The organism is Lactococcus sp. DD01 (assembly GCF_001578715.1).
Lineage (GTDB): Bacteria > Bacillota > Bacilli > Lactobacillales > Streptococcaceae > Lactococcus > Lactococcus petauri.
Genome location: NZ_KQ968940.1, coordinates 203,578 through 226,373 on the forward strand (window position 1 = coordinate 203,578; position 22,796 = coordinate 226,373).

Consider the following 22,796-nt stretch of genomic DNA (forward strand, 5'->3'; position numbering starts at 1 on the left):
ACCAGAAAGTATCGCAATTGGACGTTCACGTCAAGTTGAAAAGTCAGGTGCTGCACGTCGCTTGCCGCATTTTCGTGGTGAGTAAAATATAAGAAAATAAAGATAACGGAGATAAACATGCGAGAATTTGACGAGAAAAAGTTTGAAGAACCCACTTTGTCTCGTGAGCAAATTTTTCACGGACAAATTTTTCGAGTGGTAAAAGACTTAGTAAGTTTACCAGATGAAACAATGGCAACAAGAGAGCTAGTTTTTCATAATGGTGGTGTTGCTGTTGCACCAATAAGTGGAGATAAGCTTGTATTGGTAGGACAATATCGTAAAGCTTTTGAAAAATTTATTTATGAAGTGCCTGCGGGGAAACTAGAAGCCGATGAGTTGGATGACCCGAAAGCCGCCGCTTTACGTGAGTTAGAAGAAGAGACGGGCTACACAGCAGAACAACTTGTCGAAATTACGAGCTTTTATGGTACACCTGGTTTTTCTTCTGAAAAAACATATCTTTATTTCCCTATTGGACTCACGAAGGTTGAAAACCCTCGTCCGAAAGACGAAGGAGAATTTCTTGAAATGATTGAAGTGACGCTCCCGGAAGCTAAGACAATGATTGAAGAAGGGCAAATTTGTGATGCTAAGACAATCATGGCTGTTTGGTACTGGGAGCTGAAAAATCTGAAAAAACAAGGAGATTTAGATGCCTAAACCACTTTTGACAGATGATATCATTGAGGATGCAGAGCGAAAAAGAAGACGTTTAGAGAGAAGTCTCAAAGAAGAATTAGAGCAAGATCGAGAAATATCAGAGAAATACGATAAACTTGAACGTGATTTATCAAAAAATGCGGTTTATAAAAGTCGCCGCATTGAAAATGCCAAGCAGAAAAAACGAAGTAGTCGTGTAAACAAATGGCTCCTTATTACTTCGCTTGTTGTAATTGGGATAGGAATTTTGTTTTTCTGGTACTATTTCTAAACGATATCTATACCTCACATATATGTGGGGTTTTATTTTAAACTTTTATACTATATAATGTACTTACCACAATGAAAGAAAAAGGAGAATAAAAATGAAATTAGGAATTATTTGTGCAATGGAAGAAGAGCTCCGTACTCTTGTAGAAAATCTTGACAATGCAAGTAAGATTACACGTCACGGTTATGTCTTTCATACCGGCTCAATAGGTCGTCATGAGGTTGTACTGGTCCAATCAGGAATAGGTAAAGTGATGTCTGCAATGGCAGTTACTTTGTTGGTTGAAGTTTTTTCCGTTGATGGGATTATTAATACAGGTTCTGCTGGTGCGGTTAATCACGAATTAAAAATAGGCGATGTTGTTGTTGCTGACAAGCTTGCTTATCATGATGTTGATGTTACAGCTTTTGGCTATGCTTTTGGGCAAATGGCGCAACAGCCGCTTTATTTTGAGAGCAGTAAATATTTCGTTTCGGAGCTTAAAAAAGCGATTGAGAATCCTGTTGTTGGTCTGATTACAAGCTCTGACAGCTTTATTTCTAGCGACGGTCGCATTGCTGAAATTAAAAAACACTTTCCAGATGTTTTGGCCGTTGAAATGGAAGGGGCTTCGATTGCCCAAGCAGCAACAGCCTTGAAAAAACCGTTTGTCATTATTCGTGCGATGTCGGATACAGCAAGCCACGATGCAAATGTGAAATTTGATGAATTTATTATTGAAGCTGGTCGCAAATCTGCGCAAACATTAATGAATTTTCTGAACAATATGGAATAAACGATAATTAGCTGACTTTTTCACCAGAAAAAGTTATAATAATAAAATCAATACATGGAAGTGGAGAAGAATGAAATGACTATTACTCAAGATTTCACACAAAAACTTTATGACAACTTTGCGGAAAACCCTAAATTTCGTGCTGTAGAGAATGCAGCGACGAAAAATGGGCTCCTGAATGCTTTGGAAGTTCGTAGCTCACATGCCAACAATATTCCAGAGTTTTCAATTGACCTTACCAAAGATAAAGTAACGAATCAAAAACAATCAGGTCGTTGTTGGATGTTTGCTGCTCTGAATACTTTCCGTCATAAAATGATTGGACAATTTAAGTTAGAAAACTTTGAACTGTCACAGGCTTACACTTTCTTTTGGGATAAATACGAAAAGTCAAATTGGTTTATGGAACAAATTATTAACCATGTAGATATGGACGATCGTCGCTTGAAATTTTTACTCCAAACACCACAACAAGATGGTGGACAATGGGATATGGTTGTGGCGCTTTTTGAAAAATACGGTGTTGTTCCTAAGGATATTTATCCTGAATCAGCAGCATCTTCTAATTCGCGTGAACTCAACCAGTATTTAGACAAACTGTTGCGCCAAGATGCTCAATTATTGAGAGAAGCACTGGCAAAGGGCGAAGATGTACAAGTTCTTAAAGAAGATTTGTTACAAGAAATTTTTAACTTTTTAGCAGCAACTCTTGGACTTCCTCCGCAACATTTTGAGTATGCATTCCGTGACAAAGAAAGCGCATTAGAAAAATTCTCAGGCACAGCCCAAGAATTTTATGCTCAATATGTAGATATCAAACTTGATGACTATGTTTCAGTCATTAATGCACCAACAGAAGATAAACCTTACAACAAATCATACACAGTTGAATTTCTGGGAAATGTGGTTGGAGCTCGTGATGTTAAGCACTTGAATCTTGACATGGATCGTTTCAAAAAACTCGCCATTGCACAAATGCAAGCAGGTGAAACAGTTTGGTTTGGTTGTGATGTTGGACAAGTTTCAAATCGTAAGGATGGTTTGTTGACTCTTGATGCATATGATTTTGAGACAGCGCTTGATATTCACTTTACACAGGACAAAGCCTCACGCTTAGATTATGCTGAATCTTTAATGACACATGCTATGGTTTTAACAGGTGTAGATTTGGATGAAAATGGAGCACCTACGAAATGGAAAGTTGAAAACTCTTGGGGGAAAGATGTTGGTAAGGAAGGCTATTTTGTGGCCTCTGATGCTTGGATGGATGAATATACCTACCAAATCGTAGTACGCAAAGATTTGCTCACTCCTGAAGAACTTGCAGCCTACAATGCTGAACCTCAGATCCTCTTACCTTGGGATCCTATGGGAGCTTTGGCTTAAAAGAAGAGAAGATGTCCCATATGGACATCTTTTTTGCTATAATAATATTATGGAAAATACGGATATCATATACGGCTTACACGCTGTAACAGAGTCACTCAATGCAGGAGTAGTCAATAAACTCTATGTCGAGGAAAAATTACGGGGTAAGAACGTTGAGAAAATCAAGGAACTTGCGCGTGAAAAAAAAGTAAACATCTCTTGGACACCCAAAACTGAATTAAATAAAATATCAGAAAACGGAGTTCATCAAGGTTTTGTTGCCCGTGTGGCAGAATTTGCTTATGCAGAATTGGCAACAATTTTAGCACAAGTTTCGGATAAAGAAACTGCGACAATTTTAATTTTAGATGAGCTGACAGATCCTCACAATTTAGGATCAATTGCCCGAACAGCAGATGCAACAGGAGTAGATGCGATTATTATTCCAAAACACCGCGCGGTAGGGATCACGCCAACAGCAGTAAAAGCAAGTACAGGTGCTTTGCAACATGTGCCCGTGGTACGTGTTACTAATCTTTCTCAAACGTTAGATAAACTAAAAGAAGCTGGTTTTTGGACTTTTGGAACCGACATGGACGGTACCACTTATTCTAAATGGAATACCTCGGGTAAAGTTGCCTTGGTGATTGGAAATGAAGGAAAAGGTATTGGTCAAAATCTGAAGAAACAAGTGGACGAGATGATTACTATTCCGATGGTTGGCCATGTTCAAAGTTTGAATGCAAGTGTTGCTGCCAGTATTTTGATGTACGAAATTTTTAGAAATAAGATGTAAGGGGAAAAAGATGACTTTTCGCATTGTTACTGATTCAACAGCGGATTTGAGTGAAGATTATTTACAAAAGTACGACATAGCTGTATTAGGAATGACTGTCACTATTGGTGAGCAAACCTATCCAACTATTGGCGAAAATAGCCTGAGTAATGAACACCTTCTCCGAGAAATTAAAGCAGGCAAAACTGTTCAAACATCACAAATTAATTCTGGCCAGTTTTCCGAGTTATTCAAAAAATTTATAAGCCAAAATCCAGAAGAAGAAATTGTGTATCTGGCCTTTTCATCAGGCTTATCAGGTACTTATCAATCTGCCGTTATTGCTCGAGAAATGATTCTAGAAGAATATCCGAAAGCTAAAATTACGGTAGTGGATACATTGGCCGCAGCTTCTGGAGAGGGTTTCTTGGTCCAAGAAATGGTGAATCTACGAGAATCTGGGAAGAGTTTGACAGAAGCGTTGCCTATTTTTGAAACACTTATTTTACGCCTTAAGAGTCTTTTCATGGTTGACGACTTGAATCATCTGGCACGTGGAGGACGTATTCCCAAAGCTGTTGCTATGGTTGGAACGATGGCCAACATCAAACCTCTCCTTACCGTAGATGCAGAAGGCAAGTTGACACAACTGACTAAAGTACGTGGCAAGAAGAAAGCAATAAAAAGTTTAGTTGACATGACACTTGAAGAGATGGACCCGGCTTATTCACATGTAATTGTGGCCTATTCTGGGAGCGAAGCCACTGCTCAAGAAGTGAAACAACTCTTCTTGGAACAACATGTTGACAAGGTTGACATCCGTCCTCTGAGTCCAACGATTGTCACTCATACAGGTTCTGGTACTTTGGCGATTTTTTCAATTACTAAAAAAAATAGAAAATAATATAAAAAATCACAGTTGAACTCTTGTTTTACTGTGATTTTGTGTTAAAATATAGAGTGAGTGTAAACTCGATAAATTGAAAATATGAATTGTGATATGTGAGGAAAGGGGTCGCTTTTATGCTAAAAAGTGGACTTTATACGGGCGTTGACATCGGTACAAATACTATTAAAGTGTTGGTTGCGGAGTACGTCTCAGACGAAATGAATATAATTGGCGTCGGTAATGCAAAATCTGACGGTCTAAAAAACGGAATTATTGTAGATATTGAAAAGGTGGCAACAGCTTTGCGCAAGGCTGTTAACGCTGCTGAAGAACGTGCGGGGATTACGATTGACAAAATTAATGTCAGTATTCCTGCCAATCAACTCGAAATGGAAAACTGCCAAGGCATGGTTCCAATTATCGGGACTTCAAAAGAAATTACAGAAGATGATGTAATGCAAACGGTGCAAAATGCATTGATGCGTGGTGTAGTTCCTGAACGTGAAATAATTTCTGTAGAGACAACTGAGTTTACAGTTGATGATTTCACAGGAATATCTGACCCTCGTGGGATGTTTGGTGTGCGTTTAGGTATGCGTGGTATCATTTATACTGGTCCAAAAACATTAGTACACAACATTCGTAAAGTTGTGGAACGTGCTGGCTTGATTGTGGATAATCTCGTGATTGCTCCGCTGGCTATGAGTCACTATGTACTTTCAGAAGGAGAACGTGAGTTTGGTACAGTAATGATTGATCTTGGTGCAGGCCAAACAACAGTTTCCGCTGTTCGTGATCAACAGCTGAAGTTTGCACATACAAGCCCAGAAGGTGGCGATTATGTGACACGTGACATTTCTACTGTACTTAATACTTCATTGAGTGAAGCAGAAGATTTGAAACTAAATTATGGTGAAGCAAGTACTGAGCGCGCCAGTCAAGAAGAATACTTCCCGGTTGACGTTGTTGGACAAACAGACCCAGAAGAAATCACAGAATATTACCTTTCACAAATTATTGAAGCACGTTTAACACAAATTTTTAACCGTGTGAAATCAGATTTGGAAAACACACGTTCATTAGATTATCCTGGTGGAATTGTGGTCCTTGGCGGAGCTGCGGCAATGCCTGGCACAGTGAATCTTGCAACAAAAGTTATTGGGATGAATGCACGTCTTTTCGTACCAAGCGAAATGGGCTTACGTAACCCAGCTTTCGCTCAAGTAATCAGTGTTGTCAACTACGTTGGTGAACGCACAGACATTGATCGACTTGTATCACAAGCCATTGCTTCTGACAGCACATATGTTGCTCCTGTTGCGCAATATGAAGAACCTGTTCTTCCGGCAACAGATACAATGGATTATGAAGAAAATAACTTCTACCAAACAGAAGCTCCAACTCGTCCAGTTGCTCAACCAGCAGCTGAACCTGAAGAAGAAAAAGAAGGTGTTGTGGATCGTATGCGCAACATGTTCTCAAACCTTTTTGACTAAAACGACTTAATAACGGAGAAATAAAACATGGAATTTTCATTTGATACAGAAATCGCTCAAGGCGCTGTAATTAAAGTTATCGGTGTTGGTGGCGGCGGTGGTAACGCAGTTAACCGCATGATTGAAGAAGGCGTTTCTGGCGTTGACTTTATCGTAGCTAATACAGATGTACAAGCTTTGCGCAGTTCAAAAGCAGATACAGTAATTCAACTTGGTCCAAAATTGACACGAGGACTTGGTGCAGGTGCACAGCCTGAGGTTGGTCGCCGTGCCGCAGAAGAATCTGCAGAAACAATTGCCCAATCTTTTGAAGGCGCAGATATGGTCTTCATCACTGCTGGTATGGGTGGTGGAACAGGAACAGGTGCTGCTCCTGTAATCGCTCAAATCGCAAAAGAAATTGGTGCTTTGACAGTTGCAGTTGTAACTCGTCCATTTGGTTTTGAAGGCTCAAAACGTAGCTACTTTGCAACAGAAGGCATTGAAGATCTTCGTGCAAATGTAGACACATTACTTATCATCTCAAACAACAACTTGCTTGAAATCGTTGATAAGAAAACTCCTTTGACAGAGGCATTGCGTGAAGCAGATAATGTTCTCCGCCAAGGTGTTCAAGGTGTTACTGACTTGATTACAAATCCAGGTATGATTAACCTTGACTTCGCTGATGTGAAAACAGTTATGGCGAACAAAGGAGATGCCCTCATGGGTATCGGTGTTGCAACTGGTGAAGATCGTGTCATTGAAGCAACACGTAAAGCGATTTACTCACCATTGCTTGAAACAACAATTGAAGGTGCTGAAAATGTCCTCCTTAATGTTACAGGTGGTATGGATATGAGCCTTATTGAAGCTCAGGATGCTTCAGAAATTGTTATTCAAGCTGCAGGTAACGATGTGAACATCTTGTTGGGTACATCTATTGATGACTCACTCAGTGATGAAATTCGTGTTACTGTTGTAGCCACAGGTGTTTCACAAGATGCAACTGATGAATATTTAGGAACATCTACAGCTCCAGTTGTAGATGAACCACGTCGTCAACCGAACTTTCAACATACTTCGATGAAACAAGCCTCAGCGCCAACTTCACGACCAGCACAAGCTTCACAGCCTTCACAAGCCCAACAAGCTCCTACACAAAAATCAGGATCTGCTTTTGGTGATTGGGATCTTCGTCGCGATGCTTCACCGCGTCAAAACGGAAATCAAAACCGTGAAAACTCATCGAATGTTACAAGCTTCTCAGGTATCCCATCTACAGATGAAGATATCGATACTCCACCATTTTTCCGTAAATAATGAGTATAGCAGAAAATGTTAAAAATATTTTGAACAAGGTAGATGTGGCAAAAGCTACATCTCCTTATTCAAATCAAGACGTTCAGGTGATTGCCGTAACCAAGTATGTCGATACTGCAAAAGCAGCACAAGTAGTTGAAGCAGGTATTCATCATTTAGCAGAAAATCGTACAGATTTATTTCTTGAAAAATATAAGGCTCTTGAAAACAAAGATATTACTTGGCATCTCATCGGAAATTTGCAACGCCGTAAAGTAAAAGATGTCATTAATTTAGTTGATTACTTTCATGCTTTAGATTCGGTCAAGCTTGCCAAAGAAATTGAAAAACGTGCGGAACATATGATAAAATGTTTCCTCGAAGTCAATATCTCAGGTGAAGAGACAAAACATGGATTTGCGCCAGAAGACATAGATCAAGCTTTAGCAGAAATTTCACAGTTAGATAATGTGGAAATTGTGGGCTTGATGACGATGGCGCCGATTGATGCTGATAATGAGCAGTTGGATAACATTTTCGCTTCGATGAAGCAATTGCAAATCGAAATTGCGGCTAAAGAAATTACTAATATTCCTTGTACTGAATTGAGTATGGGAATGAGCCGTGATTATACAAGAGCAATTCAACAAGGAGCGACCTTTGTTCGAATTGGTACAGCATTTTTTGAATAAAATTTGTATAGAATCTTAAGCATTGAAAACGGAGGGAAGTATGGCCTTAAAAGATCAATTTGATAAATTAAAAAAATTTTTCGAAGAGGACGACGATGAGTATGATGAACCCGTTGTAGCGGCACAAAAGCCACAACCACAACCGCAAAAGTCTTCAACAGTAAACACAGAAAAGAAAGCCACAGGTATGAATCGTCCGGTTCAACCTCAAAGACAAGCGCAAGCAAAATCAACTGCTAAACGCCCAGCATCCTTTTCTTCAACAACAAATAACACTAAAACAACAGAGAAAAAAGTTCAAAAACCTATGATGAATCAAGCCACAACAAATGCAGGACAAGTTATTGCCATCAAAGAGCCACGTGCCTATTCTGATATTATGGAATCTGCGCGCATCGTTAAAAATGGAGAGTCGGTTTTGGTTAACTTCAAGTTTATGCCAGATAACCAAGCACGACGTTCAATTGACTTCTTGACTGGTGTTGTATTTACACTTGATGGTGATGTTCAAAATGTTGGCGGACAAATTTTCTTACTCACACCGGCGAATATCACAGTTGATGCTTCCCAAGAATTAAGTATCTTGGCAGGGCAAAACTTTGAGAACTTCGATATTTAATAAACTATGATTATATATATTTTAATTCGACTGATTGGTCTTTATACCTGGGTTTTAGTAGCTTATGCTCTGATGAGTTGGATACCAAGCCTTTATGATACAGCTGTAGGCCGTTTTATTGTCAAAATTTCAAGACCTTATCTGAGCTTATTTGAAGGTATTCCATTACGTTTTGCAGGATTAGATTTCACAATCGTGCTTGGTGTAATTGCTTTACAAGTTATTCAACAACTTCTTTTACGCTTCTTATGAGTCATGAAAATATATATCAACACTTTCATCCTGATGAAAAGCAATTTATTGATCGCGTCTTAGACTGGATGGATCGTGTGGAAAACAATTATTCTGTAGTTACTACTTATTTTCTAAATCCTAGAGAAGTTGAAATTCTCGAATCTTTAGCAAATAAGCGGGAACTTCAGATTTTTTCTACTCAGGATATTGCCCAGACCGAACTCACTAAGATTATTATTGCGCCTGAATTTTATCAGTTAGATGTCGCAGACTTTGACCTGGCGTTGTTAGAAATTTTATACGCTAAGAAATTTTATCAACTCAAGCATTCCCAAATTTTGGGAAGTTTCTTAGGTCAAACGGGAATTCGGCGTTCAGAGCTTGGCGATATTATTTTAAGCGAAGGAAGGGCACAAGTTTTTGTTTCCAAACATCTTCTTGAAATCTTTCAGAATAATATCAAAAAAATTGGTTCTGCCACCGTACAATTTGTTGAAAAACCATTTGAAGAGCTGATAGAAACAGAAGCTGCCTCAGTAATGAAAGTAGTCTTAGTTTCGAGTATGCGTATTGACAAAATTATTGCAAGCACTTTCGAGATTTCTCGCAATCTTGCCGTAAATATGTTACAATCAAGAAAGGTAAAATTAAATTACCTTGAAATTGAAAAGAAAGATTTTACTGTCGAACAAGGAGATTTAATCAGTGTTCGTGGCCTAGGTCGTATTAAGATTCTAAGAATTTTAGGTGAAACCAAAAAAGGTAAACAGAAAATCGAATGTGAAATTACTAAGAATCATAAGAAAAGATAGAGTCTCTTGGGAGATTGGAGGTACTTATGGCATTAAATAGTTTAGATGTTCAAAATAAAACATTTAATACACAAATGCGTGGTTACAACAAACATGAAATTGAAGAATTTTTAGATATCGTTGTTCGTGATTACGATGAATTTGCACAAAAAATTAAAGATCAAGAGCGTGAGCTTAGGGCTTTACGTGAACGCGTAAAATATTTCGATGATATGAAAGATTCCTTGAATAAATCTATTGTCGTTGCACAAGATGCGGCCGACAATTTACGTGTTCAAGCACAGAGTGAATCAAACAGCATTATTGCTGAAGCTAGTCAAAAAGGTCAGCTCATTATTGAAGCCGCTAAAAAAGAAGCAGGAACAATCCTTAATCAAGCTTCGGATGATGCACGTCGCTTGGTTCGTGATACAGATGATTTGAAACGTAAAATGCGTCTTTATCACCAACGTATGACTTCAATCATTGAGGCTCAGTTGGCAAGTATTCATTCAGAAGATTGGCAAGATACTCTAGAAGTAACATCTTCACATATTACAAATCCTGAAGAAAAGCTTCAAGAAATTGTGGATATGCAGTTGAGTGATACATCTTTACAAGGAAATATCGCTAAAGATGAACCTGCTAAGGCTGAAAAAAACACTGTTGTAGAACCTACAGTTAAGGAAGAAACTGAAAAAATAGTTGAAGTTGAAGAAACTGAAATTCCACAGACTGTGAAAGAAGTTTTGGCTCCTGCTCTTGAAGAGGAAACTCAAAAAATACCCTCAGAAGAAGGGGAAGTTGCAGAAACTGAAAAAAATGAAGAAACTTCTTATCCAGTTTTTCCAGAAATGCAAACAGAAGTTCCAGAAGTAGAAGCACCTGAACATAAATAATTTAATTTTAGGACAAGAAAAGAAAAATATATTTACAGCAAGTGAGAGTTGATGGAAGTCTCATATTCCCTGTTTTTCGGATTATCACCTAAATTATTCTAAGCCCAAGTCAAGTAAGTTTAGACGCTGTACACGTTACGTACGTAAGAGTTCTCACTTTTCGTGAGAAAAATTAAGGTGGTACCACGGTCTTTCGTCCTTTTTCGAAAGACCGTTTTTTATTATCATTCTAATCCGCTTTAGCGGATTAGAATGATAATACGCAGTGAGCGAAGCGAGTTGTGAACCAAGAAATATTCTTTCCGCTTTAGCGGATTAGAATGATAATGCGCAAGAAACAGAGAGTTTAGAGATACTGGTAAACAGATAAAGTTTAAAAGAAAGGTAAAAATTATGAAAATTAAAGATACATTGAATTTAGGGAAAACGGCTTTCCCGATGCGAGCAGGCTTGCCAAATAAAGAAGCTGGCTGGCAAAAAGGCTGGGAAGAAGCTAAACTTTATGAAGCACGTCAAGAACTGAATGAAGGTAAACCATCGTTTATGTTGCATGATGGACCTCCCTATGCAAATGGAAATATCCACGTTGGACATGCCCTAAATAAAATTTCGAAAGATATTATTGTACGCTATAAATCCATGTCTGGTTTCCGTGCACCATATGTACCAGGATGGGATACTCACGGTTTACCTATCGAACAACAACTTTCAAAAGCGGGTATGAACCGTAAAGAAATGGACATGTTAGACTATCTTGAGGAGTGTCGCAAATATGCGCTCAAGCAAGTAGATATGCAACGTTCAGACTTTAAGTCTTTAGGAGTTTTAGCAGATTGGGAACGTCCATATATGACACTTCTCCCAGAATATGAGGCTGCACAAATTCGTGTCTTCGGTAAAATGGCGGAAAAAGGCTATATCTACAAAGGTCAAAAACCAATTTACTGGTCTCCTTCATCAGAAAGTTCATTGGCAGAAGCGGAAATTGAATACCAAGATGTCCGTTCGGCATCAATCTTTGTGGCTTTCAAAGCAAAAGATGTTAAGGGCTTGTTACCAGAAGATGCAGAATTTGTTATCTGGACAACGACACCTTGGACATTGCCAGCAAATATGGGGATTTTTGTACATCCAGACTACGAATATTCAGTTGTAGAAGTAGGAAATCGTAAATTTGTTGTTGCTTCAGAAATGCTTAGCAAGGTGGCAGAGACTTTAGAGTGGGAAAACCCAACGGTAATTCAAACACTTAAAGGTTCTGAAATGGATATGATGACGGCTTATCACCCATTTTATGATCGTGAATCATTGATTATGAATGGGGATTATGTCACACTTGATTCTGGTACTGGACTCGTTCATAGCGCACCAGGTCATGGTGAAGATGACTACTTCTTTAGCCGTAAATATAAACTTGAAGTTCTATCACCTGTGGACAACCGTGGTTACTATACGGATGAAGCACCTGGTTTAGAAGGTATCTTCTACGATGAAGGAAACAAAATTGTAAGTAAATGGTTAGAAGAAAAAGGAGCTTTGCTGAAGCTTGACTTCTTTACACACAGTTATCCACATGATTGGCGTACGAAGAAACCCGTTATTTTCCGTGCAACACCACAATGGTTTGCATCGATTGATGACTTCCGTGAAAATATCCTAAGTGAAATTGAACAAGTGGATTGGATTATCCCTTGGGGGAAAACACGTCTCTATAATATGGTTCGTGACCGTGGAGATTGGGTCATTTCTCGTCAACGCGCTTGGGGTGTTCCACTGCCAATCTTCTATGCGGAAAATGGAGAGGCAATCATTACGCCGGAAACAACAGAACATGTTGCCCAGCTTTTTGCGGAACACGGTTCAAAAGTTTGGGTTGAACGTGAAGCTAAAGAGTTGTTACCAGAAGGCTTCACTCATCCTGGTTCTCCAAACGGTAAATTCACAAAAGAAAAAGACATCATGGATGTCTGGTTTGATTCAGGTTCATCATGGAATGGTGCTCTGAACGAACGCGATTACCTATCTTACCCTGCCGATCTTTATCTTGAAGGTTCAGATCAATATCGTGGTTGGTTTAACTCATCAATCACAACTTCAGTTGCTGTTAACGGTGTTTCTCCATACAAAGCAGTTCTGTCACAAGGTTTTGTTCTTGATGGAAAAGGACGTAAAATGTCTAAATCTATTGGTAATACAATTTTACCTTCAGATGTGACAGGAAAATTAGGGGCAGATATTCTTCGTCTCTGGGTAGCTTCTGTCGATACTGAAGCCGATGTTCGTGTTTCTATGGAGATCCTTAATCAAGTTTCAGAAGTTTATCGTAAAATCCGTAACACAATGCGTTTCCTAATCGCAAATACTACCGATTTTGATAAAAACACAAATGCGGTTTCTTATGAAAACTTACGTAGTGTTGATAAATATATGCTTGTCAAATTCAATACACTAGTAGAATCAGTACGTGAAGCTTATGATTCATACAATTTCATGAGTGTTTATAAGCAAGTGATTAACTTCTTGACCAATGATTTGTCTGCTTTCTATCTTGATTTTGCTAAGGATGTGGTATACATCGAGGCAGCCAATGCTGCAGATCGTCGTTCAATGCAAACCGTGATGTATACAATGCTTGCAGATTTGACAAAACTTTTAGTTCCGATTCTGCCGCACACAGCAGAAGAAATCTGGTCATACCTTGAAGCAGAAACGGAAAAGTTCGCTTATCTTGCTGAAATGCCTGAAGTTAAAGACTTCACTGGCTCAGAAGAGTTACTCGGTGAATGGGAAGCATTCCTTGATTTCCGAAATAAAGTACTTAAAGCGCTTGAAGAAGCACGAGAAGCAAAATTAATCGGTAAATCACTTGAAGCAAAAGTTACTGTATATCCTAATGAAGTGGTTTCAAGTCTTCTTGTAAGTCTTGATGAAAATGTTGCTCAACTTCTCATTGTTTCAGAATTCTCTGTATCAAATGAAGGAGCACCAGAAGAAGCTGTTAAATTTGATGATGTAGCTATTCTTGTGGAACAAGCAGCAGGTCAAGTATGTGACCGTTGTCGCCGTACAGATGTGACCGTTGGGACTGATGAAAATGAACATTTACATGCCCTTTGCTCAAGCTGTGCTACCATTGTAAAAAATGAATTTCCTCAAGTATTAACTGATGGGTTTGAATAAAATAAAAAGCTTGGATATCCAAGCTTTTTATAATATAAAAAACTGCTTCAAGCAGTTTTTAAAATGCAGACAGAGCCATAGCTAGGGAGCTAAAGACAATAAGTAGCAGCATCGCAACGACAACAACCATCGTCACTTTTTGAAAAGTAGATTTTTGTTTCTTTTTGTAAGCCATAGTTTCCTCAATATTTATTATTCTCAGTTCTATTCTAGCAATAAATTAGTAAAATGTCACACTATTTACCAGAATTGTCCGTTTCAGATTTTGAAGACTCTTTTGGTTCTAAGAATTTTGCAAATGGATCTTCTTGCTTCTCAGTTTTCGCTGTTGCTTTATCAGTGTCTAAATTACCGGTTGAGACGCCTAAATCATCCATCATTTTATCGAAATCATCACGTTTTCTAAAAGTTAATCCCATATCGATATTACTCCTTATCATTTTTTATATATTTTACTACGAAAAGTCAAAAAAAGCCAGATAAATAGCAATAAAGTTTGCATTTAAAGCGAAAATCCAGTATAATGTTATGGAACGGTAGTTTGTGTAAAGCACTGCTACCTATAAAAAATATATTTTTTCTCAAAGGAGACATTTTAAAATGGCTAAAGAAGTTTACGACCGTAGCAAACCGCACGTAAATATTGGTACTATCGGACACGTTGACCATGGTAAAACTACCCTCTCAGCTGCAATCTCTAAAGTATTGTCTGACAAAGGTTACTCTAAAGCGACTGATTTCGCATCTATCGATGCTGCGCCAGAAGAACGCGAACGTGGTATCACTATCAACACTGCTCACATCGAGTACGAAACTGATAAACGTCACTATGCCCACATCGACGCCCCAGGTCACGCGGACTACGTTAAAAACATGATCACTGGTGCTGCCCAAATGGACGGCGCGATCCTCGTAGTTGCTGCAACTGACGGACCAATGCCACAAACACGTGAACACATCTTGCTTTCACGTCAAGTTGGTGTTAAATACCTTATCGTATTCCTTAACAAAGCTGACCTCGTTGATGACGAAGAACTTATGGAACTTGTTGAAATGGAAGTACGTGACCTCTTGTCAGAATACGACTTCCCAGGTGACGATACTCCAGTAATCGCTGGTTCAGCTCTTGGTGCTTTGAACGGTGAACCTCAATGGGTTGCTAAAGTTGAAGAACTTATGGACATCGTTGACGAATACATTCCAACTCCAGAACGTGACACTGACAAACCATTGTTGCTTCCAGTCGAAGACGTATTCTCAATCACTGGTCGTGGTACAGTTGCTTCAGGTCGTATCGAACGTGGTACTGTTAAAGTCAACGACGAAATCGAAATCGTTGGTATCAAAGAAGACACTAAAAAAGCTGTCGTTACTGGTATCGAAATGTTCCGTAAAACACTTGACGAAGGTCTTGCCGGCGATAACGTTGGTGTACTTCTCCGTGGTGTTCAACGTGACGAAATCGAACGTGGTCAAGTTATCGCTAAACCAGGTTCAATCACTCCACATACTAAATTCGAAGGTGAAGTTTACGTATTGAGCAAAGAAGAAGGCGGACGTCACACTCCATTCTTCGACAACTACCGTCCTCAATTCTACTTCCACACAACTGACGTTACTGGTTCAGTTAAACTTCCAGAAGGTACTGAAATGGTAATGCCTGGTGATAACGTTCACATCGATGTTGAACTTATCCACCCAGTTGCCATCGAACAAGGAACTACTTTCTCTATCCGTGAAGGTGGACGTACTGTTGGTTCAGGTATCGTAGCTGAAATCAAAGCATAATTCGTTAAGAATTATTGAAGTGAACTCACTTCCTAAAAAACCTCACATTTTGTGAGGTTTTTTTTTGATGAATAGGTTTGAGATTAGAAAATAAAAAAGCTCCCATTTGGGAGTTTTTTTAGACTTCATTTTTAATAAAGATTTCACGATCAACAAAAGTATCCATTTGGAAATAAAATTTTTCTTGGATAATTTCGCTAGCATTTTTAAAGATATTCACATTACGTAATCCAGATTTATCAGTAACTGATAGTTTAAAACCTGTTAAATCAGGATTAATAATAATTTTAAGGAGAAAACCTTGACCAGAATTTGGAACTTCTTCAAGTATACGTTTAAATTCAAAGTTTCCAATATTATTTTGAGAAAAAGTTGTGTCTTTGAGAGTAAATTTCTTAACTTTTGGTGATAATGTGTAGCTGTATTTGCAGCCCTCAAGTTTTTTTTCAGTAATAAAAGCCATCTTTTATAGTGCCCTTTCTTTTAGTGTTTGAACAAAATTGTGAATTTCTTCTTCAGTATTGAGTTCTGAAAAAGAAACACGAATATTTTCTTTAAGTTTTGGTGATTCACTACCATATACAGCTTCGAGAACATGGGAAGGATCAACTGTTCCAGCGGTGCAGGCTGAACCAGTTGAAATTGCCACACCAGCAAGATCAAGTTTTGCGAGTAATAAATCATGATTTTTCCCTGGGAACCCGATATTTACAACATGTGGCATACTCGGACCAAATTCGTGTGTATAATACTCAATATCTGCAAGATCGTCTAGAAGTGAAGCTTTCAGTTTTTCAACATGGGCATAATTAGCACTCATGTTATCTGTTGCAATTTGTAGTGCTTTTGCCATGCCCACAAGAGAATGAAGATTTTCTGTACCTGCACGTCGTTTTTCTTCTTGTTCGCCGCCGTGTATAATACTGTCAAATTTTAGTCCGGAACGATGATAAAGAAAGCCAACACCTTTTGGACCATGGAATTTGTGAGCACTAGCTGATAGAAAATCTATTTTTAGCTCCTCAGGATGTACGGGGATTTTACCCATTGTTTGTACTGAATCAACATGAAAAACAGCTTGATGATTTTCTAAAAGTTGCCCCACTTCTTTGATGGGAAGTAGTTGCCCAGTTTCATTATTTGCCATCATCATTGAAACAAGAATTGTCTCTTCCCGCAATTCATTTTCAATCAATTGGGCGGGGAAAGAGCCATCAGTTTTGGGTTGAACAAAAGTAACATCAAAGCCATGACGTGTTTTCAAGTAGTCAAGGGCATTAAGTACTGATGGATGCTCTAAGGCAGTGGTGATAATATGATTACCATTTTGACGGTTGGCTAAAGCGTAACCGACCAAAGCGGTGGAGTTGGATTCACTTCCGCCGGAAGTAAAAGTAATTGTTCCAGGTGAAACTTGAAGTGCCTTAGCTACTGTTTCTCGTGCCTGACGTACGAGTTGGCTCGCTTGGCGACCAAAAGTGTGCGTACTGGACGGATTGCCAAAATTGTTAGCAAGAACTTCCGTCATGACATCAACAACTTCAGGAAGTATCGGTGTTGTTGCGGCATTATCTAGATATATAATTGTTCTTTCCTCTCTTTCGAGTTTCTATTAAAAGTCTTATTTCAAGGACATGTAAGGTTCTATTAACTTAACCTTTTAATAAATGTGTGTATTTTATTTATGTACTCTATACGAAAGCTTAATGATAATCGTAAGTTTCCATTATCTCTATATTACCATGTTTTATATTTTTTTTCTGAAATTCGAACGCTTCCGCTAATTTTTTAGATAAATGAAGTTATGAGAGGAGAAAGAAGTGACTAAAGTAAGTACAGGTTATGAAAAAAGCCACCTAGGCAGAGAGGTGACCTTTGAAAGATGTATTAATTATATTATTGTGATCTGCCTATACCAATTATAACACTGACAAAGGCTAAAGTATAATTTTTTAAACGAAGTGGAACAATCTAATAATGAAGGATATAATAAATTTAAGCTGGTAAACAGTCTTATAGGAAAGGAAGAGCAGACAAATGGAATATAACTTATTAGGTATCTCGGCATTAATTGTAATTATTTTAGGATTAACATGGCTCAAGGATGGCGAAAAAATGGATCCGCCTTTGAAGAAAAGAATAGTGATTGATGTTGTAACGATAGCAATCTTTTGGGGTGTTTTCGAGTTTTACAAGTTTTCAAATGTAAAAATGTACAACCATGAAATAGAATTTGTTATCAATAGTTCTTTACTTTTTTTCTTTGCACGAATGCTTCAACTCATTTGTCAAATCAATCCATTATTTCAAGAACTCTTTCTCTATCTCAAATCAAAAGGATTTACTCTTGAGGACAAAAAAATAAAGGAAGAAAATTATAAAGAAAAGAATGATAAAAAAAGAGATAGCTAACCATTTCTAGCTCTGTTAACAAAAGGTAACGTTATTGATAAGCAAATATGATATATTGGATATGGCAAATCAAAATATCGATAAAAATTTCCTGAATATGAAGTCTCGTTTTGCCAGCGTGGCTTTTTTTCATATAAAAAAACCAGCTAAAAGCTGGTGCTGAATGAACTTAAATATTGTTCAGAATAGACTTTAGTCTTGATTTTTATCAAATTTGAAGAGCGGAGATACAGGACGTCCTTCATGAATACGAAGAATTGCATCTGCCATGTGTTTATCGACACTAAGGTATTTTACATTGTTAGGTTTACGATTTTTAGTAGCTACCGAGTCTGTGACGAGAACTTCACAAATTCCAGACTTTTCAAGTAAGTCAGCTGCCGTTTTAGTGAAGAGACCGTGACTTGCTACGGCATAAACATCTCCAGCACCTGCTTCGCGCACGACAGAAGCAGCATTTGAGAATGTTACACCTGAGTTGAGGATATCATCAATAAGAATAACTTTTTTCCCTTCAACATTACCGATGATATAACCATTTTCACGTTTTGCATCGTCATCTTCATAGTCAACGATGGCAATAGGAGCTTCTAAATATTCCGCAAGACTACGCGCGCGTTTGATACCTGAGTTTTTAGGTGCAACAACGACAACGTCATCGCCAGACAATCCTTTATTCATGTAGTACTCAGCAAAAAGCGGTACAGTGAAGAGGTTATCGACAGGAATATCAAAGAAACCTTGAACTTGAACTGCATGGATATCTAAAGTGAGTACACGATCTGCTCCAGCTTTGACGAGCATATCAGCTACAAGCTTAGCTGTGATTGGTTCACGGCTTGAAGCAGTTCGGTCTTGACGCGCATAACCAAAGTATGGCATAACGATATTGACAGAATGTGCAGATGCACGGACGCAAGCATCAATCATAATTAACAATTCCCAAATGTTGTCATTGACTGGCCAACTTGTTGACTGGATAATATAAACATCATGATTACGAACACTTTCTTCCATGTTAATCATGATTTCTCCGTCAGAAAATTGTTTTGAAGTTACTTTCCCCAAAGGAACATCCATAATTTTGCTAATTTTTTCAGCTAATTCAGGATTCGAGTTCAGTGAAAAAAGTTTAAGTTGTGCGTCAGAATAAGTCACAGTTTTTCTCCTATAATATTATGATATGTCTATTCTATCAAATTTGAGGGGGATTTCATAGCGCTATTTACGTGAAAGGTTTCACGTTGTATAGGTAAGGGTTAAAATAAAAAAATTTTTAATGGAAGATGTTTGATATTTAGAGTTGTCTCATTATCTTATATATCCTCTGTAGTAAGCCAAGTGTTTTAGTTACCGAAGTTAAGTGTGGACATGGTAAAATAAGAGGAATGTTATGTCTCAAGATGAGATAAATAAAAATAATACAAGAACAGCGGCAAGTATGGAAAGAGGGTAACTTCTTAGCAGCACTTAAATGACTGTGAGGGGCCAGACTAAGTCATATTTGTGGGTGACACTGTTAGCAAGGGCCTTGGTTTCAAAAATAAGGGCTTTACATGATGAGAGCTTTTTTTAGTGAGGGAGAATAAATGAAAAAGAAAACACTAACGATAATTGGTTTGCTGTTTATGGTGGTTAGTCTATCAGCATGTACAAAAAATAAACACGTGACTCAGGAAGCAAATTCATCTAAAGTTGAAATTACGACACCACAAGGTGAGAGAGTAAAAATTCCCAACAATATTCAGAGAGTTGTGTCACTCTCACCTGCGGTGACACAAGTGATTAACGATCTGGGGCAAAAAGATAAACTCATTGCTGTAGATACGCAAAGCCCCAAGTATGTTAAGGGTTTGGAAAATGTGCAGCAGACAGACCTTATGAACTTGGATCTTGAAAAAATAATGGCGCTCAAGCCAGAACTTTTATTTGTGAGTGATTTGACCCTGTTCCAATCGGAAGATAAAATTAAGAAGCTACAAGATAAAGGAACGAGTGTTGTCGTCCTACCTACTGAAAAGAACTTTAAAGAAATTGAAAACAATATTCGTCTCGTGGCGACAGCTTTAAACCAAAAAGAAAAAGGAGAACAACTTACTGGTCAGATGGAGAAGGATATCTCTGCTTTTAAAGAACAAGCTGCAAAAATAAATCATAAGAAAAGTGTTCTGTTTGAAATCGCGGCTTCCCCAGAAATTTATAGTATGGGAAAGGACACTTATATCAATGAAATGATTGAAACAATTGGAGCTGAGAATGTGATGGCCAAAGAAACAGGAGCCATCAAAGTTTCAGAAGAGGCAGCAATTATGGCTAATCCAGATGTAATATTAACAAATGTTGAATATGTTCCGGATCCTATTAACGACATTTTAAAATTGAAAGGTTGGGAAGAAGTGAAGGCAGTAAAAAATAAAGCCGTTTATTCTATTGATAACGAAAGAAGCTCGCTTCCTAATCAACATGTAATAAAAGCAATGACAGAAATGGCAAAAGCGGTATATCCTGATGTATTCAAAAACTTCAAATAAGAATAGAATAAGCATTATTGTGATGCTTTTGGCCCTGTCTTTACTGGCAATGCTTTTAAGCCTTCAAATAGGAAGTGCTCCGATATCATTCGGTGATTTAATGAATATGATATTGGGCAGAGGGAAAGATTCTGCTCCTCTTTTGCAAAGTATTCTTCTTGAAGTTCGCATGCCTCGGATTTTGCTTAGCTTTCTTGTCGGCTTAGCCTTGGGTGCTAGTGGAACAGTGATGCAATCACTTTTACAAAATCCTTTAGCCTCTTCCTATACCTTAGGCGTATCATCAGGTGCTTCATTAGGCGCTTCGACTGTGATGTTACTCGGTATTAATTTTATGAGCACTTCGATTTCGATGAGCCTTGCGGGCTTTGCTTTTGGACTTGTAACTGTTTTTATCGTTTTACTCTTTGCTCAACAATTTTCCCAATCATTAGATAATCAAACTATCATTTTGGTGGGAATGGTATTTTCTTTGTTTGTTAATTCTTTTTTAACCTTAATGATGACCTTTTCGCCGGATTATATGCAACGTATCATTTTCTGGCAATTGGGGAGTTTTTCAGGAGCTTCATGGGAAAACGTACAGCTCCTCACTTTACTCTTTGTCTTTAGTTTCGTCTGCTTACTTTACTTTCACCGAGAAATGGATATTTTGAGTTTTGGTGATACCTTTGCTTTGAGTCAAGGAGTAGAAGTCAAACGGACGAAAGTTATTTTAATTAGCTTATCGACTTTGCTCACAGGAGCCAGCGTAGCAATGACGGGAGTGATTGGTTTTGTCGATTTGATTGCACCTCATATCGCTCGTCGTTTGTTTGGTGCGACACATAAGTGGGTTCTTCCAAGCTCAGCACTTATAGGCGGCTTGCTCTGTGTTCTTGCAGATACTGTAGCAAGAAGTGTTTTCCAAACAAGAGAATTACCAATTGGTGCAGTAACAGCCCTCATTGGTGCGCCATTTTTCTGCTATATTTTCTTTAGAAAAGGACAAGTATGAGATGTTAAAAGTTGAAAATATGAAGGTTGAGTATTCGGGAAAAGAGATTCTTTCTGATATTAATTTTTCTGTCAAGGCAGGGGAAAGGTTAGCAATTTTAGGACCAAACGGTAGTGGGAAATCAACGCTTTTAAAGAGTCTAGCTGGTTTGCTAAAATATCAAGGAAAAATTGAGCTAAACGAACAATCATTGACCACATTAAAAAGAATTGAATTAGCAGAAAAAGTGGCTCTTCTCTCTCAAAACCCAGCTGTATATTTTTCTTATTCCGTCTATGAAACTTTGATGATGGGACTCTACACCCAGCTGAGAAAACGATTTATGGCAGTGGCAAGTGCCCAAGATAAAGCACGTGTAGCCGAAGTGATAGCCGCATTTGATTTGGATACGATAAAAGATCAACAACTGTCAACACTTTCTGGCGGCCAGCTGCAGCGTGTCTTTTTAGCCCGGACTTTATTACAGAACCCTCAGATTGTTTTATTGGATGAACCCAATAATCATTTGGATATTTATTATCAACTAGAAATGTTGCGTAATATTGATGAGTATTTTGCTCAAAATCAAATCATCATTGCTGTTTTTCATGATATTAATTTAGCTCTGTCTTTTTCAGAAAATGTTCTAGTTTTACATGAGGGAAAAATAGTAAAACAAGGAAAAGCAAACGAAGTACTTTCTAGAAGTTTTTTGGAGCAAGTTTACCAAACCGATGTTCTTGCTTATATGCTTGAAAAACATAAATTTTGGCATGAAATGGATAAAAAGCGAGAATAGTTATCTGCTTAGCTGATACAATGGGAAAATGTATGGAGAGGAAATCAGAGCATTGAGATACTTAAAGTAAAAATATACCTTTACCAAAAAGCAACGTACTGTTGCTTTTTTTGTATGAAGAGAATGATTATTTTTTACAATCTGTTTTATAAGAGAAGTTAAAAATTTCATTGGAAAGTGAGCGTTTTCTTTTGTGGCGCCCGAATGCCTAAAACCGTTATAGATTGCTCTTACAAAGCTTTTTTTATCCTCAAAAATATAGTATAATGGGCACAGTGCTGTTCTATACAAAAATGAGTTTACTTTTGAGAAAGCAAA

Annotated in this window: 24 protein-coding genes; 19 read left to right on the top strand and 5 right to left on the bottom strand. The window is 38.0% G+C overall.

Features of this window, described 5'->3' with window-relative positions:
* Positions 1 to 117 precede the first annotated feature (117 nt).
* From LACDD01_RS08815 to ileS, 14 genes are all read left to right on the top strand, one after another.
* Positions 118 to 702, top strand: a complete 585-nt coding sequence (locus LACDD01_RS08815; protein WP_017370561.1) for an NUDIX hydrolase — start codon at positions 118 to 120, stop codon at positions 700 to 702.
* Positions 695 to 973 carry a cell wall synthase accessory phosphoprotein MacP gene (macP, locus tag LACDD01_RS08820; protein WP_003133453.1) on the top strand — a complete coding sequence of 93 codons (279 nt, stop codon included), beginning with the start codon at positions 695 to 697 and terminating at the stop codon, positions 971 to 973. Before LACDD01_RS08815 ends, macP begins: the two co-directional genes overlap by 8 nt.
* Positions 974 to 1,067: 94 nt before the next feature.
* Complete coding sequence (locus tag LACDD01_RS08825; RefSeq protein WP_061414501.1) at positions 1,068 to 1,748, top strand: 5'-methylthioadenosine/adenosylhomocysteine nucleosidase; 681 nt, start codon at positions 1,068 to 1,070, stop codon at positions 1,746 to 1,748.
* A 75-nt stretch (positions 1,749 to 1,823) separates the two neighbouring features.
* Entirely contained in the window at positions 1,824 to 3,134 is a 1,311-nt protein-coding gene (gene pepC / locus LACDD01_RS08830) for an aminopeptidase C (RefSeq protein WP_017370563.1), read from the top strand.
* A gap of 49 nt (positions 3,135 to 3,183) precedes the next feature.
* Positions 3,184 to 3,912, top strand: coding sequence for a 23S rRNA (guanosine(2251)-2'-O)-methyltransferase RlmB (rlmB, locus tag LACDD01_RS08835; protein WP_017370564.1), 729 nt, complete (start codon positions 3,184 to 3,186; stop codon positions 3,910 to 3,912).
* Positions 3,913 to 3,922: 10 nt separating this feature from the next.
* The gene (locus LACDD01_RS08840) at positions 3,923 to 4,795 is read left to right on the top strand and encodes a DegV family protein (RefSeq protein WP_017370565.1); all 873 of its coding nucleotides are present in this window, start codon (positions 3,923 to 3,925) and stop codon (positions 4,793 to 4,795) included.
* A 119-nt stretch (positions 4,796 to 4,914) separates the two neighbouring features.
* Entirely contained in the window at positions 4,915 to 6,276 is a 1,362-nt protein-coding gene (ftsA, locus tag LACDD01_RS08845) for a cell division protein FtsA (protein ID WP_017370566.1), read from the top strand.
* Between the two features lie 27 nt (positions 6,277 to 6,303).
* Positions 6,304 to 7,578 (top strand): cell division protein FtsZ, encoded by a 1,275-nt coding sequence (gene ftsZ / locus LACDD01_RS08850; RefSeq protein ID WP_017370567.1) that lies wholly within the window; start codon positions 6,304 to 6,306, stop codon positions 7,576 to 7,578.
* Positions 7,578 to 8,249 (top strand): YggS family pyridoxal phosphate-dependent enzyme, encoded by a 672-nt coding sequence (locus tag LACDD01_RS08855; protein WP_017370568.1) that lies wholly within the window; start codon positions 7,578 to 7,580, stop codon positions 8,247 to 8,249. Before ftsZ ends, LACDD01_RS08855 begins: the two co-directional genes overlap by 1 nt.
* A 40-nt stretch (positions 8,250 to 8,289) precedes the next feature.
* Complete coding sequence (locus tag LACDD01_RS08860) at positions 8,290 to 8,868, top strand: cell division protein SepF (RefSeq protein WP_061414504.1); 579 nt, start codon at positions 8,290 to 8,292, stop codon at positions 8,866 to 8,868.
* A 6-nt stretch (positions 8,869 to 8,874) separates the two neighbouring features.
* Complete coding sequence (locus tag LACDD01_RS08865; RefSeq protein ID WP_003133468.1) at positions 8,875 to 9,120, top strand: YggT family protein; 246 nt, start codon at positions 8,875 to 8,877, stop codon at positions 9,118 to 9,120.
* Positions 9,117 to 9,914, top strand: coding sequence for a YlmH family RNA-binding protein (locus tag LACDD01_RS08870; RefSeq protein ID WP_061414508.1), 798 nt, complete (start codon positions 9,117 to 9,119; stop codon positions 9,912 to 9,914). The genes LACDD01_RS08865 and LACDD01_RS08870 overlap by 4 nt, the downstream gene beginning before the upstream one ends.
* Positions 9,915 to 9,940: 26 nt before the next feature.
* Positions 9,941 to 10,792, top strand: a complete 852-nt coding sequence (locus LACDD01_RS08875) for a DivIVA domain-containing protein (protein ID WP_061414511.1) — start codon at positions 9,941 to 9,943, stop codon at positions 10,790 to 10,792.
* A 393-nt stretch (positions 10,793 to 11,185) separates the two neighbouring features.
* Positions 11,186 to 13,972 (top strand): isoleucine--tRNA ligase, encoded by a 2,787-nt coding sequence (gene ileS / locus LACDD01_RS08880; RefSeq protein WP_061414514.1) that lies wholly within the window; start codon positions 11,186 to 11,188, stop codon positions 13,970 to 13,972.
* Positions 13,973 to 14,030: 58 nt separating this feature from the next.
* Here the strand turns inward: ileS and LACDD01_RS11585 are convergent, their stop codons facing one another.
* Together LACDD01_RS11585 and LACDD01_RS08885 are read right to left on the bottom strand one after the other, a co-directional pair.
* Positions 14,031 to 14,147: a DUF4044 domain-containing protein gene (locus tag LACDD01_RS11585; RefSeq protein ID WP_004259413.1), complete on the bottom strand. Its 117-nt coding sequence runs from the start codon at positions 14,145 to 14,147 to the stop codon at positions 14,031 to 14,033.
* A 61-nt stretch (positions 14,148 to 14,208) separates the two neighbouring features.
* Positions 14,209 to 14,391, bottom strand: coding sequence for an SPJ_0845 family protein (locus LACDD01_RS08885; RefSeq protein WP_017370573.1), 183 nt, complete (start codon positions 14,389 to 14,391; stop codon positions 14,209 to 14,211).
* A gap of 181 nt (positions 14,392 to 14,572) precedes the next feature.
* Between LACDD01_RS08885 and tuf the strand changes: the two genes are divergently transcribed.
* The gene (gene tuf, locus LACDD01_RS08890) at positions 14,573 to 15,760 is read left to right on the top strand and encodes an elongation factor Tu (RefSeq protein WP_003133474.1); all 1,188 of its coding nucleotides are present in this window, start codon (positions 14,573 to 14,575) and stop codon (positions 15,758 to 15,760) included.
* 118 nt (positions 15,761 to 15,878) lie between these two features.
* Here the strand turns inward: tuf and LACDD01_RS08895 are convergent, their stop codons facing one another.
* Both LACDD01_RS08895 and LACDD01_RS08900 read right to left on the bottom strand, forming a co-directional pair.
* A complete protein-coding gene (locus LACDD01_RS08895; protein ID WP_017370574.1) occupies positions 15,879 to 16,223 on the bottom strand; it encodes a DUF1831 domain-containing protein in 345 nt (114 codons plus the stop codon).
* 3 nt (positions 16,224 to 16,226) lie between these two features.
* On the bottom strand, positions 16,227 to 17,345 hold the full coding sequence (locus tag LACDD01_RS08900; protein ID WP_061414517.1) for a cysteine desulfurase family protein: 1,119 nt from the start codon (positions 17,343 to 17,345) through the stop codon (positions 16,227 to 16,229).
* Between the two features lie 452 nt (positions 17,346 to 17,797).
* On the opposite strand from LACDD01_RS08900, the gene LACDD01_RS08905 reads away from it, so the two are divergent.
* Complete coding sequence (locus LACDD01_RS08905) at positions 17,798 to 18,172, top strand: hypothetical protein (protein WP_017370576.1); 375 nt, start codon at positions 17,798 to 17,800, stop codon at positions 18,170 to 18,172.
* A 192-nt stretch (positions 18,173 to 18,364) separates the two neighbouring features.
* Here the strand turns inward: LACDD01_RS08905 and LACDD01_RS08910 are convergent, their stop codons facing one another.
* Positions 18,365 to 19,330, bottom strand: a complete 966-nt coding sequence (locus tag LACDD01_RS08910; protein ID WP_017370577.1) for a ribose-phosphate diphosphokinase — start codon at positions 19,328 to 19,330, stop codon at positions 18,365 to 18,367.
* Positions 19,331 to 19,761: 431 nt separating this feature from the next.
* Between LACDD01_RS08910 and LACDD01_RS08915 the strand changes: the two genes are divergently transcribed.
* The 3 genes from LACDD01_RS08915 to LACDD01_RS08925 are packed head-to-tail and all read left to right on the top strand — an operon-like array spanning position 19,762 to position 22,478.
* Positions 19,762 to 20,703 carry an ABC transporter substrate-binding protein gene (locus LACDD01_RS08915; protein WP_061414520.1) on the top strand — a complete coding sequence of 314 codons (942 nt, stop codon included), beginning with the start codon at positions 19,762 to 19,764 and terminating at the stop codon, positions 20,701 to 20,703.
* A complete protein-coding gene (locus LACDD01_RS08920; RefSeq protein ID WP_061414523.1) occupies positions 20,681 to 21,700 on the top strand; it encodes a FecCD family ABC transporter permease in 1,020 nt (339 codons plus the stop codon). Before LACDD01_RS08915 ends, LACDD01_RS08920 begins: the two co-directional genes overlap by 23 nt.
* A 1-nt stretch (position 21,701) precedes the next feature.
* Positions 21,702 to 22,478, top strand: coding sequence for an ABC transporter ATP-binding protein (locus LACDD01_RS08925; RefSeq protein ID WP_019294350.1), 777 nt, complete (start codon positions 21,702 to 21,704; stop codon positions 22,476 to 22,478).
* Positions 22,479 to 22,796 lie beyond the last annotated feature (318 nt).